We start from the raw sequence: 13925 nt of genomic DNA on the forward strand, positions 1-13925 counted from the left end.
GGCCGCAGGGGGAGGCGGAGGCGGTGGCGGCGCTGCCGGGCGCGGCGGTGCTGCGGCCGGCGGAGGAGCTGCAGGCGGCTGGGGCGGTGCAGCCGCCGGCGGCGGAGCCGCGGGGCGTGCGGGTGCTGCAGGCGGCGCCGCGCCTGGCGGTCCCTTCGGCGGCTGCTTCGGTCTTCCGTCAGGGCCCGCGTCCTGCGGCTGGGCCTGAGCGACGACGAACGGCGCAGCGTCTTGCGCATGCGATGCGGTGTTGGCCAATTGCATCGCGGTCAGAGCCGTCGTCGCAAGCAGCACGAAACGAAGGTTGGTCATGTGGTGAACTTCCCCGGAAGGTTCTTTGTCGAAGTGTCGGGATGAACGGCTAAGCGTTAGGCCGCATTGTGGCGGGCGATGCAACTGCGACCCGATTTATTTCTGCACGCAAATCATCTCACTATGGCAACGTTCATTGCGCATTCAGACGCTGGTGGCAATCGCCTGACATTGCTTCGCTGCTTCACGCGTGATCGCGCGGCGGAATAGCATCCGTCGCAGGATTGGGCGTGAGCGGCCCGTTCGGTCCGCGCGATGGGATCTCCTCAGGCATGCGGCCCGGCAATTCGTCGGGCCGCGGCGGCGAGCCGGGCTCGCGCACCGGCGGCGTGATTTCGGGCTGCGGATTGCCGGGCGGGATTCCGGGCGGCGGCTCAGTCGGCGTACCGGGCGTCGACGGCGGAATCTCGGGCGGTTCAATCGGCATCGGCATCATCGGGATCGTTGTCCAGAGAACAACAACGAAGGTGCAGCACCGATGTTCCGCGTCACATCGCTTCGAAGACCGGATTATTCCGGCGTGTGGCAGACCGCTTCGATGTTGTGGCCGTCGGGGTCGAGCACGAAGGCGCCGTAATAGTTCGCGTGATAATGCGGGCGGATGCCGGGCGGGCCGTTGTCGCGGCCGCCGGCCGCCATCGCCGCTTTGTAGAACGCATCGACTGTGGTGCGATCCTTGGCGTGGATGGCGACATGCACCGGCTTGTTCATCGCGCCCTCGCCCCCGATCCAGAAATCGGGCTTGCCGTCGGCACCGAAGCCTGCAGCCGCAGCGTGTCCGGTCTGCTCGGCCGTGACCTCCATGATCAGGCTGTAGCCGAGCGGCGCCAGTGCCTTCGCATAGAACGCCTTGGCGCGCTCATAGTCGGAGACGGAGAATCCCAGATGATCGATCATCGCAACCTCCCTTGTTCGTAACCCGTCAGCGAGACAAAAACGTATTGCTTCGTGTCTTGCGTGCGATCGTAAAGCCGCGCCCGACCATGTCGGCAATACAATCCTGCTGCCATTCGTTTTGTGACAGATGCTCGATCACCACCGCGCGCGGCCACAGCATTTGCGGCGCGTCGCGGAAGAAGCCGATCAGCACGCGGTCCTCAAAGCCCTCGACGTCGATCTTCAGCGAATCGACTTGGCCGACGCCGGCCTCCTCCAGAATGCGCACCAGGCGCAGCGACGGCACCTTGATGGCCTCGGCACTGGCCGTGCCGGTGACGACGTGGGTGGCGCCGAGGTTGCCGCCGCCGCTCTCGATCATCAGCTCGCCGTCGCGCTCGCCCGCGGCGGCCTGCACCAGGCGCACCTGCGGCGTCTTCGATGCGGCGTGGTTGAACGAGAGCCGTCCGAAGGTCAGCGGATGCGGCTCGATCGCCACCACTTGTCCGGATGGCCCGACCTGCCGCGCCATCACCAGTGCGAAAGTGCCGACATTGGCGCCGACATCGACGAACGTGCCGCCCGCAGGGGTGTGCTGGCGCAGGAAGTCGAGCTCGTCGAGATTGTAGTCGGGATTGAACAGCGCGCCGCGCTCGGTCGCGCTGCCCTGGTGATGGAAGCGGAACGAGGCGCCCTGATATTGCACGTCGACCGGGCCGCTGCGCAGCAGGTTGACCAGCCGCGACATCCACGGCCGGAACGCGCCGCGCTTCAGCCCCGACCGTTGAGCGAGGCGGATGATCGCGGCCTGTGCCGCATTGGGCGCGAACGCGCCGAACGGTGCGGACGAAGGGGCATTGTCGGACGTCAAGCAGCAGATCCTCGTTGCAGGCGGCGCATGCATAACCGGTTTTGACGAGGACTCCAACTTCAGGTCCGTAGCCCGGATGGAGCGCAGCGAAATCCGGGATTCTTGCTGACGGATAGATCTTCCCGGATTGTGCTGCGCTCCATCCGGGCTACACGCCGCGAACCTCACGCCGCCTTCTTGCGCTGCCGCAAGAACCGCCCCAGCAGCCGGCGCCGGCCCTTGCGCGGAATCAGGTCGATATCGCTGACGAGCTTGGCGCCGCCCTTGCGCCGCTCCAGCACGATCTTGCGGCTGTGGAAAGCCTCCAGCTCGGCGCGATGCGCGACGCTGACGATGGTCGCCTTCGGCAGCGCCTCGGTGATCATCTGCATCATCTTGTCCTGGCTCTTCTCGTCGAGCGCCGAGGTCGCCTCATCGAGCACGACGATGTCGGGGTTGTGCAGGAGCAGCCGCGCAAAGGCGAGGCGCTGCTTCTCGCCGCCCGACAAGGTCTGGTCCCACGGTGCCTCCTCCTCGATCTTCTCCTTGAGATGATCGAGGCCGACCTTGTGCAGGGCTGCGCCGATCTCGTCCAAAGTCCAGTGGTCGGCCGCGCCGGGATAGGCGACCGCCCGCCGCAAGGAGCCGGAGGGCACATAGGGCCGCTGCGGCAGCATGAACAGCCGGCGATCGGCATGGAAATTCACGCTGCCGCCGCCCCACGGCCACAGCCCGGCGATGGCGCGCACCAGCGTGCTCTTGCCGGTGCCGGATTCGCCGGCGACCAGCAGCCGCTCGCCGGGCTCGATCACCACCTCGGTCTCGCCGACCACGGCGGTGCCGTCGTCGAGCGTGACCGAGAGATCCTTCAGCTCCAGCATGGCCTCGTTGCTGGTCTCGCCGCGCTTGATGCGGCCGAGGCCGTCGCCCTGCTCGGCGCGCTCGAGGCCGTCGAGCGACATCATCAGCGAGGCGATGCGCCGCGCACAGGCATTCCAGTCGGCGAGCCGCGGATAATTGTCGACTAGCCAGCCGAACGCGCTCTGCACGATGGTGAAGGCGGATGCGGCCTGCATCACCTGGCCCAGCGTCATGCTGCCGTCGAGGAATTTTGGCGCGCAGAGCAGAAGCGGCACGACCGGCGCGACGAGGCTCGATCCTTGCGACACCAGCGTGGTGCGCATGTGCTGGCCGGCAAGGCGCGCCCATTGCCGCAGCACGCTCGTGAAATTGCGATCGATGCCGTCGCGCTCCTCCTCCTCGCCGCCGAGCAGGGCGATGCTCTCGCCGTTCTCGCGCACGCGCGTCAGGGTGTAGCGGAACTCGGCTTCGGCCTGGTTCTTGCCCTCGGAGACCTGCACGAAGCGCCGGCCGATCACCACGATCGATCCGGATGCGATCGCGGCGTACAGCATCGCGGCGATCACGAGGAAGCCGGGAATGGTCACCGACGAACCGCCGAGCGTGACGGTAAGTGCCCCGCCGATGGTCCAGAGCACGACGATGAAGGTCGCGGCCGACAGCAGCGCCGACGTCACGCCGGCGAGGAAGTCGACGGGGGAGTCGGTCGCAATCCGCAAATCCTCCGCGATTCGGTATTCGGGATTTTTGTGATCGCCGCCGACAAGGTTGAGCTGATAGTAGCGCCCGTTTTTGAGCCACCGTGTCAGCACGCTCGCCGTCAGCCAGGCGCGCCAGCGTCGCTGGATGCCCATGCGCGCGAACACCTGCACGACTGCGAGCACGATGCTGCCGATCGCGAGCGGGAAGAACATCGCGGTGAGATGGAAGACGCTCGCCGCATCGCGCTTCTCGATGGCATCGAAGATCGCGCGATTCCAGACATTGATGCCGTATTGGAAGCCGACGGTCAGCACGATCAGCAGGCCGAGACCAACCGAGAACGGCCAGGCGAGGCGGTCGCCGTTGCGGCCCCAGAAGCCGCGGGCGCTGATCCAGAACCGTGTCAGCAGATAATCCTTGCGGACCTGCTCGGCTTCCTCGGGTGACAATTCGGGGTCGGGTTCGACCAGCTCGGGCGGCGGCGGTGTCACTTCGTCGCCGTTCTCGCCCTCGATATTGACGATGGGCGGCTTCTTGCCCTTTTCACGCGTCGCAGCCGGCTTGTACATGAACGGACAACGCCAAGCGAACTCGGCCGGTTCCCGCGAGGTTCCGGAGTCCCTATTCGGCGGCGCCGTCCCTGACGTGCCTGATCCGCGCCGCCCGATGCAGAACGCGCGACAATTCCTCGATCGTATAAGGCTTTTGCACGAGGTCGCAGCCGCCTGTACCCTCCTGGGACAGGGCCTGGCTGTAGCCGGTGGTCAGCACGACCGGCACGCCGAGGCTGCGCTCGCGGATCGCCTGCGCCAGATCGAGCCCGGTCATGCCGGGCATCACCACGTCCGAGAACACGACATCGAAGCGGTCGGCATCCACGACGAGCTCGGCGAGCGCGTCGGCCGCGTTGTCGACCAGCGTGATGCTGTAGCCGAGCTCAGTGAGCCCGTCGGCGGCGAAGTTGGCCAGCTCGATATTGTCCTCGACCACCAGCACCGACATGCCGCTGCCGGCCACCGCCGGCGCCGTGTTGGGCGCTTGGCGTTGCGGCAGCAGGCCCGGCGGCACGCGCGGCAGATAGAGCGAGAAGGTGCTGCCGTGCCCCACCTCGCTCGCCACGGTCACCTCGCCGCCGGACTGCCGGGCGAATCCGAACACCTGGGACAGGCCGAGGCCGGTGCCGCGGCCGACCTGCTTGGTGGTGAAGAACGGCTCGAAGATGCGCCCGAGCCGCGCGGCGGGAATGCCGACGCCGGTATCGCTGACGGTGACGCGGACGAAGCCGTGGTCCGGGCTGGCCGAAAGCTGCACCAGCGCGTCCGGAACGGTCGTCGTGGCCTCGACCTTGAAGACGATTCGCCCCTGGCCTTGCATGGCATCGCGCGCATTGGTCGCCATGTTGATCAGGGCCGTCTCGAACTGACTGGCATCGGCATTGACGAGGCACGGCTCCGCCGGCAGCTGCATGACGATCTCGATCGCGGGGCCCAGCAGCGTGGCGAGCATGTCGTGCAGCGACTGCACCCGTGCGCCGACGTCGAACACCTCCGGCTTGAGGGTCTGGCGCCGCGCAAAGGCGAGCAATTGCGAAGTCAGCTTGGCCGCACGCGCCACCGAATCGGCAATGGCCGTGATGTAGCGTTGTCGCCGCTCCTCCGTCAGCTGCGGACGGTTCAAGAGATCGACCGAAGCACGGATCACCGTCAGGAGGTTGTTGAAGTCGTGCGCGACGCCGCCGGTGAGCTGGCCGAGCGCTTCCAGCCGCTGGCTGTGCTTGAGCGCCTCCTCGGCCTCGCGCCGCTTTGCAGCTTCGGCCTGAAGGTGCTGGGTACGCCGCAGAGCGAGCACCAGCAGCAGGAACAGCAGCGCGGTGGCGGGAATGCCGAACACCAGATGCTGGCCGATGGTGGCGAGCCAGCGTGCGCGGATCGCAGAGGTCTCCAATCCGGCGCTGACATAGATCGGATATTCGGCGACGCGCCGGTAGGCGATGCGCCGCTCGATACCGTCCGAGGGCCAGGCGACCGTGATGAGGCCGTGCACGGGCTGGGTCGCGATCTTCTGGCCCACCGGTCCGGTCGGATCGAGCCGAAGCTCGTGGTCGAGCCGGGGAAAATGCGCGAGCATTGCGCCGTCGGTGCGCCCCATCGCGAAGAAGTTGCCGGGATCGGTGCCGATCCTGGCATAGAAGCTTTCGAAATATTCCGGCAACACGGAGGCCTGGATCACGCCGATGAAGCGACCGTCGTCGGACTCGCGGCGGCGGCTGACGCCGAAGAATCGGGCGCCCTGATAGGGCGGTCGTGGCGTCAGCGCCGTGCCGATGAACGTGCCGATGCTCTGGTCGACATGGGAATAGAAGTAATCGCGGTCGGCAAAGCTCAGGTCCGGCGGCGGCGAGACGAGGCTGTTGACCAGCGCCTTTCCGTTCGCGTCGAAGATCCAGGCCGATTTGAGCTGCGGCAGCGAATCGGTCAGCCGCTTCAGCCGGCGATGCAGCGTCGGCTCGCGCTCGCGGATGATGCCGTCGGGCAGACCGCGCACGACCTCGTTGAGCTCGGCGAGGCTGCGGTCGATGGTCTCGAAGACCTTGAGCGCGTGCTCATGGGCGACATCGACCGTGCGCTCGATCTCGCGGTCGGCGGTATCGTTGGTCGATGTGTAGGAGATCGCGGCGGCGACGACGAACAGCCCAATCGGCAGCGCCAGGGATGCCGCCATCATCCACTGCAACAGCCTCAGCGAGTTGCGTTGCGCCCTCTGCACAGTCGCTCCGTCCCTGACGGGAGCTTAACTGAATCCCGCGCAAGGAAGGAAGCAGCTTGTGCTGGAACCGTTGGTTGCGAGCCGGAAATTTGCGCGTCGAGCGGGTCAGAGAAAAATTCTGCTCGAATTAACGGCAAATGCAGAACACCCCGGCCGGTTTGGCCGGGGCGGAAGGGGGACTTCGCCTCAGATCTGGCGTTCGACCATCTTGAGCTTGAGCTCGGCGATGGCTTCGGCCGGGTTGAGGCCCTTCGGGCAGGCCTTGGCGCAGTTCATGATGGTGTGGCAGCGATAGAGCCGGAACGGGTCCTCGAGATTGTCGAGCCGCTCGCCGGTGGCCTCGTCGCGCGAATCCGAGACCCAGCGGTTGGCCTGGAGCAGCGCGGCGGGGCCGAGATAACGCTCGCTGTTCCACCAATAGCTCGGGCAGGAGGTCGAGCAGCAGGCGCAGAGGATGCACTCGTAGAGGCCGTCGAGCTTCTCGCGGTCCTCGTGGCTCTGGCGCCATTCCTTCTGCGGCGTCGGCGAGGTCGTCTTCAGCCAGGGCTCGACCGAGGCGTATTGCGCGTAGAAATTGGTGAGGTCGGGGACGAGGTCCTTGACCACCGGCTGATGCGGCAGCGGGTTGATCTTCACCGCGCCGTCCTTCACGTCGTGCATCGACTTGGTGCAGGCCAGCGTGTTCTGGCCGTCGATGTTCATCGCGCAGGAGCCGCAGACGCCTTCACGGCAGGAGCGGCGGAAGGTCAGCGACGGGTCGATGTGGTTCTTGATCCAGATCAGGCCGTCCAGCACCATCGGGCCGCAATCATTGGTGTCGATGTAATAGGTATCGACGCTTGGATTCTTGCCGTCGTCCGGATTCCAGCGATAGACCTTGAACTCGCGGAGCTCGGTCGCGCCCGGGGGCTTCGGCCAGGTCTTGCCGCCAGTGATCTTGGAGTTCTTCGGAAGTGCGAATTCAACCATTCGATTAAGGCCTTCGCTGTTCGATCAATACACGCGCGACGTTTAGTAAACGCGAGCTTTGGGCGGGATGTACTGCACGTCGTTGGTCATGGTGTAGTTGTGAACCGGGCGATACTCGATCCTGACCTTGCCGGCATCGTCCAGCCAGGCCAGCGTGTGCTTCATCCAGTTCTTGTCGTCGCGCTCGGAGAAGTCCTCGCGGGCATGGGCGCCGCGGCTCTCGGTGCGGTTGGCGGCCGAGTTCATCGTCACCACCGCCTGCGAGATCAGATTGTCGAACTCCAGCGTCTCGACGAGGTCCGAATTCCAGACCAGCGAGCGGTCGGAGACGGCGATGTCGGTGATGCCGCTGTGGACCTTCGCGATCAGGTTCTGGCCTTCGCTCAGCACTTCGCCGGTGCGGAACACGGCGCAATTGTTCTGCATCACGTGCTGCATGCCTTCGCGCAGCTTCGCGGTCGGCGTGCCGCCTGAGGCGTAGCGGTAATGGTCGAGGCGGCCGAGCGCCATCTCGGCCGAGTTCGTCGGCAGCTCGGGCTGCTTGGCATTGGGCGTGAGCTTTTCGGCCAGGCGCAACGCAGCGGCGCGGCCGAACACGACGAGGTCAATCAGCGAGTTGGAGCCGAGGCGGTTGGCGCCGTGCACGGAGACGCAGGCCGCTTCGCCGATCGCCATCAGGCCGGGGATCACCGCGTTGTCGTCGCCGTCCTTCTTGGTCAGCACCTCGCCGTGATAGTTCGTGGGGATGCCGCCCATGTTGTAATGCACGGTCGGCACGATCGGGATCGGCTCGCGCGTCACGTCGACATTGGCGAAGATCTTGGCCGATTCCGAGATGCCCGGCAGGCGTTCGGCGAGCACAGCGGGATCGAGATGGTCGAGATGCAGGAAGATGTGGTCCTTCTTCTTGCCGACGCCGCGTCCCTCGCGGATCTCGATGGTCATCGCGCGCGAGACCACGTCGCGCGAAGCGAGGTCCTTTGCCGACGGCGCATAGCGCTCCATGAACCGCTCGCCTTCGGCGTTGACGAGATAGCCGCCTTCGCCGCGCGCACCCTCGGTGACGAGACAGCCCGAGCCGTAGATGCCGGTCGGATGGAACTGCACGAACTCCATGTCCTGCATCGGCAGGCCGGCGCGCAGCACCATGCCGCCGCCATCGCCGGTGCAGGTGTGCGCCGAGGTGCAGGAGGCATAGGCGCGGCCATAGCCGCCGGTCGCCAGGATCGTGGTCTGGGCGCGGAAACGGTGCAGCGTGCCGTCGTCGAGCTTGAGCGCGATGACGCCGCGGCAGGTGCCCTGGTCGTCCATGATCAGGTCGATGGCGAAGAACTCGATGAAGAACTCGGCCGCGTGGCGCAGCGACTGGCCGTACATCGTGTGCAGCATGGCGTGGCCGGTGCGGTCGGCGGCGGCGCAGGTGCGCTGCGCCTGGGCCTTGCCGAACTCGGTGGTCATGCCGCCGAACGGACGCTGGTAGATCTTGCCGTCCTCGGTGCGCGAGAACGGCACGCCCCAATGCTCGAGCTCGTAGACCGCGTCGGGCGCGTTGCGCACCATGTATTCGATCGCGTCCTGGTCCCCGAGCCAGTCCGACCCCTTCACGGTGTCGTACATGTGCCAGCGCCAGTCGTCCTTGTGCATGTTGCCGAGCGAAGCGGAGATGCCGCCCTGCGCCGCGACCGTGTGCGAACGGGTCGGAAACACCTTGGTGATGCAGGCGGTGCGGAGGCCGGCTTCGCTGCAGCCGACGACGGCGCGCAGGCCGGCACCGCCGGCGCCGACCACGACGACGTCATAGGTGTGGTCTTCGATCGGATAGGCTTTTCCGTTGGTGGCGGGAGCGCCGTTGCCCTTGCCATTGGTCTCAGCGGCCATGGGTTACACTCCGGAAGAAAGCTTCAGGATCGCGTAGGTCGAGGCGAGCGCCACGGCGACCGAGAAGAAATTGTTGAGCATGATCGCGGTGAGCTTGAGCTTCTCGTTATGGACGTAGTCCTCGATCACCACCTGCATGCCGATCTTCATGTGCCAGGCGCTGGCGAAGATGAAGAGGAGCAGGATCACCGCAACGGGAATGGAGCTCAGGGTCTGCGCCGCGTAGACCTGGTTGCGGCCGAGCAGCATCATGATGATGACCAGCGCCGGGATCATCAGCAGCGTCATGGCGACGCCGGTGATGCGCTGGCGCCAGAAATCGGACGTGCCGGAATGCGCGGCGCCGAGATTGCGGACGCGCCCGAGCGGGGTGCGCATCGAGGGACGCTTCGGAGAGCCGTGGGACTCGTCAAAGCTCATCGGCCGCCTCCGTTCGCATAGGCGATGATCCAGATCAGCACCGTCAGTGCGATGCCGCCGACCAGGGCGCCCCAGGTCAGCGCTTCGCGCTCATTGGCCTTGAAGCCGTAGCCGAGATCCCAGACGAAATGCCGGATGCCGCTGAGCATGTGGTGCATCAGGGCCCAGGTGTAGCCGAACACGATGAGCCGGCCGAGGATGCTGCTGGAGAAGGCCTGGACATGGGCATAGGCGGCCGGGCCGGAGGCCGCGGCAACCAGCCACCAGACCAGCAGCAGGGTTCCGACGTAAAGGGCGATACCGGTGGCGCGGTGGACGATGGACAGAGCCATCGTCAGCGTCCAGCGATAGGTTTGGATGTGCGGCGAAAGCGGTCGTTCGATCCGTGCGGTCATGGGCGGCTTTTGATGTTTGTTGCGGCCCAGCATGGGGCGCGCGGGGATCGCGAAAGGTGGGCTCTATTTACGGAGTCGATCTGGCCTGCGCAATCACCAAATCGCCATAAACCGAATTGTGGTTCAGCTCTATGGCCTTGATGAACCAAGGCCAATCAGGGCCTTGGTATACCAGCCTATCGGTCCGCCAACGAACATAGGAATCTAAATTCATCTCTTTGGCGCGAGCGTACGGCGCATTGAAATCGCTATTGGAACGCCTCTAAGCCGCCTTGGCCCGTGCGGCCGCAACGTGCGAGGGGACGATGCCGAGGGTAAACCGTCTCGGCTGCGACCCACGGCGACTCCCGGCACGCGCACCGGTTCCCGCGCTCCGGGCGGATATGCGCACCCTGCATTCCACCCCAGCCCGACCGTGCGACGTGTCAGGTGCTATCTGTTGGTCTCGGCAGCCGGCTTGCTTCGTCGCAAGAGCTCCTCGCAATGACGCCGACAGAGCGGAGCTCTCTCACTTCTTCGCGTAAATATCCTTATACGTTTCGCGCAGCACGTTCTTCTGCACCTTGCCCATCGTATTGCGCGGTAGCTCGTCGACCACGAAGACCCGCTTCGGCATCTTGAATTTCGCGAGGCGCCCGTCGAGGCCCTTCAGCACGGCCGCTTCATCGATGCTCGCGCCGGGCTGGCGCACCAGCACCGCGGTGACGCCCTCGCCGAAATCGGTGTGCGGCACGCCGATCACGGCCGACTCCACCACGCCAGGCATGGCATCGATCTCGCTCTCGATCTCCTTCGGGTAGACGTTGAAGCCGCCGGAGATCACGAGATCCTTGCCGCGTCCGAGGATGTGCACGTAACCCTTGGCGTCGATCTTGCCGAGATCGCCGGTGATGAAGAAGCCGTCGGGCCGGAATTCGGCCTTGGTCTTCTCCGGCATGCGCCAATAGCCCTTGAAGACGTTCGGCCCCTTCACCTCGATCATGCCGATTTCGTCGCGCGCCAGCTCTTTCCCTGTCTCGGGATCGGTCACGCGCACGGAGACGCCCGGCAGCGGAAAGCCGACCGCGCCGGGCACGCGCTCGCCGTCATACGGGTTCGACGTGTTCATGTTGGTCTCGGTCATGCCGTAGCGCTCGAGCACGGCATGGCCCGTGCGCGCCGACCATTCGCGATGGGTGTCGGCGAGCAGCGGCGCCGAACCCGAGATGAACAGACGCATGTGCTTCGTCGTCTCGTGCGACAGCGCAGGGTTCTGCAGCAGGCGGGTGTAGAAGGTCGGCACGCCCATCAACACCGTGGCGCGCGCCATCAGCTTGATGATCAGGTCCGGATCGAGCTTCGGCAGGAAGATCATCGACGCCCGGGCGAACAGCGTCACGTTGGTCGCCACGAACAGGCCGTGGGTGTGGTAGATCGGCAGCGCGTGGATCAGGACGTCCTTGTCGGTGAAGCGCCAATAGTCGACGAGCGAGAGCGAGTTAGACGCGAGATTGTCATGCGTCAGCATCGCGCCCTTGGAGCGGCCGGTGGTGCCCGAGGTGTAGAGGATCGCGGCAAGATCGTCGCTTTCACGCGGCACCGTCGTGAATTCGCGGCTCGCTTTGTCGGCGGCCTCCGTCAGCGAGCCCTTGCCGTCAGCCCCGAGCGTCTCGACCTTCGCCCTCACCTTGCCTGCGATCGGCGCGAGCCCCTCCGCCTTGGCAGGATCGCAGACCACCAGCGACGGCTCGGCATCGCCGATGAAGTAGTCGAGCTCGTTCAGCGTATAGGCCGTGTTCAGCGGCAGATAGACCGCGCCGGCGCGCACCGTGCCGAGATACAGCACGATATTGGCGACCGACTTCTCCACCTGTACCGCGACGCGGTCGCCCGGCTTCACGCCGCGCGCGACCAGCACGTTCGCCATCTGGCCCGCGCGCGCGATCAGATCGCCATAGCTGATATGGGCGCCGTCATGCGTCTCGATCGCGAGCCGCTTCGGATCGGCGAGGCCCTCGAACAGGCGGGAAAACAAATTGGCGTTGGCAGCTTGGTTCATGCAACATTCCTCGCCGGCACAGGCCGGTCAAAACCGCGGGCTGGATTAGCAAAAACCGCCCCGATCAAGCAACGGAGACAGTTTGCATGTCAAAAAGCGGGAAACGCGTGGCCTGGGTCACGGGTGGCGGCAGCGGGATCGGGGAGGCCGGCGCCGAGGCGTTAGCTGCCGACGGCTGGACGGTGGTGGTGTCCGGACGGCGGCAATCAGCCCTGGACGCCGTGGTGGCGAAGATCAGCAGTGCAGGTGGCGCGGCCGAGGCCATTGCGCTCGACGTCGCCAACGCGGCCGCAGCCCAGAAGGCGGCCGACCAGATCGTCGCGAAGCACGGCCGCATCGACCTGCTCGTCAACAATGCCGGCATCAATGTCCCCAAGCGCAGCTGGAAGGACATGGAGCTGGAGGGCTGGGACAGACTGGTCCAGGTCAATCTCAACGGCGTGCTCTATTGCATGCGCGCCGTGCTGCCGACGATGCGCAAGCAGCAGGACGGTTCCATCATCAACGTCTCGTCCTGGGCCGGCCGTCACGTCTCGAAGATGCCGGGCCCGGCCTACACCACCACCAAGCACGCGGTGCTGGCGCTGACCCATTCCTTCAACATGGACGAATGCGTCAACGGCCTGCGCGCCTGCTGCCTGATGCCGGGCGAGGTGGCGACGCCGATCCTGAAGCTGCGCCCGGTGGTGCCGAGCGAAGCGGAGCAGGCGAAGATGCTGCAGCCCGAAGATCTCGGCCGCACCATCGCCTTCATCGCGAGCATGCCGGCGAGAGTCTGCATCAACGAAGTGCTGATCAGCCCGACGCATAATCGCGGGTTCATTCAGACCCCGAACAACAGGGATTGAGGCGAGGACACTGCCTCAACGGGCACGCCGTCGCAGGATGGGCAAAGGCGCGAAGCGCCGTGCCCACCATCTCTCTCCGCATTTGCGTTTGGTGGGCACGCTTCGCTTTGCCCACCCTACTGCTTCGCTACGCTTGTCCGGGTGCTCTCGTTCGCACACGAACATCCCCGCCGATAGTTTCACCCATCACAAAGAATTTTTCCCCGAAACCGCACCTGAAACCCTCCCGTAGTTCGGTCCAACGACGGCACTGCTGCATCACCCTCAACTGTCGCAGGCGCCGTTGTTGCCCAAGTCAACGCCGGCCATCGCCGGTCTCAATTCAATCGGGAGACTCTCTCATGTCGAAGCGCATTGCCTATCTCGCTGCCGCCGCCTTCAGCGCCCTGGCCCTCACCGCGACCGTCGTCGCGCCCGCCAGTGCCGAGGAAAAGACCGTCATGGTCGGCGGCGCCGCGATGTACCCGTCCAAGAACATCGTCCAGAACGCGGTCAACTCCAAGGATCACACCACGCTGGTGGCGGCGGTGAAGGCGGCCGGCCTGGTGCCGACGCTCGAAGGCAAGGGCCCGTTCACGGTGTTCGCGCCGACCAACGCCGCCTTCGGCAAGCTGCCGGCCGGCACCGTCGACAACCTGGTCAAGCCCGAGAACAAGGCAACGCTGACCAAGATCCTCACCTACCATGTCGTGCCCGGTAAGCTCGCGGCTTCCGACCTCACCGACGGCAAGAAGCTGAAGACCGCCGAAGGCGAGGAGCTGACGGTGAAGAAAATGGACGGCAAGGTCTGGATCGTCGACGCCAAGGGCGGCACCTCGATGGTGACGATCACCAACGTCAACCAGTCGAACGGCGTGATCCATGTGGTCGATACCGTGCTGATGCCGGCGACGTAACACCGCGCGATCCTGTTTCATCCCCGAACAGGACGTCCTCAGACCGCGAGCCGGGGATACCCGGCTCGCTCTTTTGTGACCACAATAGCCTCACGACATCGATTCGATGGCGAA

The 13925-nt window shown here is 65.4% G+C and carries 12 protein-coding genes and 1 pseudogene; 2 read left to right on the plus strand and 11 right to left on the minus strand.

Annotated elements, in window-relative coordinates; all coding sequences use genetic code 11:
• The 11 genes and pseudogenes from I6F24_RS27770 to I6F24_RS27820 all read right to left on the minus strand — a co-directional run.
• Positions 1-312: pseudogene (locus tag I6F24_RS27770) on the minus strand (OmpA family protein); the annotation flags it as partial.
• 184 nt (positions 313-496) lie between these two features.
• Positions 497-739 carry a hypothetical protein gene (locus tag I6F24_RS27775; RefSeq protein ID WP_036002774.1) on the minus strand — a complete coding sequence of 81 codons (243 nt, stop codon included), beginning with the start codon at positions 737-739 and terminating at the stop codon, positions 497-499.
• Positions 740-822: 83 nt separating this feature from the next.
• Entirely contained in the window at positions 823-1209 is a 387-nt protein-coding gene (locus I6F24_RS27780) for a VOC family protein (RefSeq protein WP_225114866.1), read from the minus strand.
• Positions 1210-1234: 25 nt separating this feature from the next.
• Positions 1235-2059, minus strand: a complete 825-nt coding sequence (locus I6F24_RS27785; RefSeq protein WP_225152244.1) for an FkbM family methyltransferase — start codon at positions 2057-2059, stop codon at positions 1235-1237.
• Positions 2060-2223: 164 nt separating this feature from the next.
• Positions 2224-4170, minus strand: a complete 1947-nt coding sequence (locus I6F24_RS27790) for an ABC transporter ATP-binding protein/permease (RefSeq protein WP_225138506.1) — start codon at positions 4168-4170, stop codon at positions 2224-2226.
• Positions 4171-4222: 52 nt separating this feature from the next.
• Positions 4223-6367, minus strand: coding sequence for a hybrid sensor histidine kinase/response regulator (locus I6F24_RS27795; protein ID WP_225152246.1), 2145 nt, complete (start codon positions 6365-6367; stop codon positions 4223-4225).
• 186 nt (positions 6368-6553) lie between these two features.
• Positions 6554-7336, minus strand: a complete 783-nt coding sequence (locus I6F24_RS27800) for a succinate dehydrogenase iron-sulfur subunit (protein WP_036002750.1) — start codon at positions 7334-7336, stop codon at positions 6554-6556.
• A 42-nt stretch (positions 7337-7378) separates the two neighbouring features.
• Positions 7379-9214: a succinate dehydrogenase flavoprotein subunit gene (sdhA, locus tag I6F24_RS27805; RefSeq protein WP_036002747.1), complete on the minus strand. Its 1836-nt coding sequence runs from the start codon at positions 9212-9214 to the stop codon at positions 7379-7381.
• 3 nt (positions 9215-9217) lie between these two features.
• Entirely contained in the window at positions 9218-9634 is a 417-nt protein-coding gene (gene sdhD, locus I6F24_RS27810; RefSeq protein WP_036002745.1) for a succinate dehydrogenase, hydrophobic membrane anchor protein, read from the minus strand.
• Positions 9631-10029, minus strand: a complete 399-nt coding sequence (sdhC, locus tag I6F24_RS27815; protein ID WP_036002772.1) for a succinate dehydrogenase, cytochrome b556 subunit — start codon at positions 10027-10029, stop codon at positions 9631-9633. Before sdhC ends, sdhD begins: the two co-directional genes overlap by 4 nt.
• Before the next feature lie 508 nt (positions 10030-10537).
• The gene (locus tag I6F24_RS27820; RefSeq protein WP_225130240.1) at positions 10538-12067 is read right to left on the minus strand and encodes a malonyl-CoA synthase; all 1530 of its coding nucleotides are present in this window, start codon (positions 12065-12067) and stop codon (positions 10538-10540) included.
• 86 nt (positions 12068-12153) lie between these two features.
• Here I6F24_RS27820 and I6F24_RS27825 point away from each other — a divergent pair, with 86 nt between their 5' ends.
• Together I6F24_RS27825 and I6F24_RS27830 are read left to right on the plus strand one after the other, a co-directional pair.
• Positions 12154-12915 (plus strand): SDR family NAD(P)-dependent oxidoreductase, encoded by a 762-nt coding sequence (locus I6F24_RS27825; protein ID WP_225152248.1) that lies wholly within the window; start codon positions 12154-12156, stop codon positions 12913-12915.
• 341 nt (positions 12916-13256) lie between these two features.
• On the plus strand, positions 13257-13811 hold the full coding sequence (locus I6F24_RS27830) for a fasciclin domain-containing protein (protein WP_036024154.1): 555 nt from the start codon (positions 13257-13259) through the stop codon (positions 13809-13811).
• Positions 13812-13925: the final 114 nt, after the last annotated feature.

Source organism: Bradyrhizobium sp. BRP23, assembly GCF_020194135.1.
Lineage (GTDB): Bacteria > Pseudomonadota > Alphaproteobacteria > Rhizobiales > Xanthobacteraceae > Bradyrhizobium > Bradyrhizobium yuanmingense.

Excerpts from the sequence above, each read along its gene's own strand:
- I6F24_RS27790 (WP_225138506.1), bottom strand. The coding sequence starts at position 4,170 with ATGTACAAGCCGGCTGCGACGCGTGAAAAGGGCAAGAAGCCGCCCATC.
- sdhC (WP_036002772.1), bottom strand. The coding sequence starts at position 10,029 with ATGACCGCACGGATCGAACGACCGCTTTCGCCGCACATCCAAACCTAT.
- I6F24_RS27775 (WP_036002774.1), bottom strand. The coding sequence starts at position 739 with ATGCCGATTGAACCGCCCGAGATTCCGCCGTCGACGCCCGGTACGCCG.
- I6F24_RS27830 (WP_036024154.1), top strand. The coding sequence starts at position 13,257 with ATGTCGAAGCGCATTGCCTATCTCGCTGCCGCCGCCTTCAGCGCCCTG.
- I6F24_RS27825 (WP_225152248.1), top strand. The coding sequence starts at position 12,154 with ATGTCAAAAAGCGGGAAACGCGTGGCCTGGGTCACGGGTGGCGGCAGC.
- I6F24_RS27800 (WP_036002750.1), bottom strand. The coding sequence starts at position 7,336 with ATGGTTGAATTCGCACTTCCGAAGAACTCCAAGATCACTGGCGGCAAG.
- sdhD (WP_036002745.1), bottom strand. The coding sequence starts at position 9,634 with ATGAGCTTTGACGAGTCCCACGGCTCTCCGAAGCGTCCCTCGATGCGC.
- sdhA (WP_036002747.1), bottom strand. The coding sequence starts at position 9,214 with ATGGCCGCTGAGACCAATGGCAAGGGCAACGGCGCTCCCGCCACCAAC.
- I6F24_RS27820 (WP_225130240.1), bottom strand. The coding sequence starts at position 12,067 with ATGAACCAAGCTGCCAACGCCAATTTGTTTTCCCGCCTGTTCGAGGGC.
- I6F24_RS27780 (WP_225114866.1), bottom strand. The coding sequence starts at position 1,209 with ATGATCGATCATCTGGGATTCTCCGTCTCCGACTATGAGCGCGCCAAG.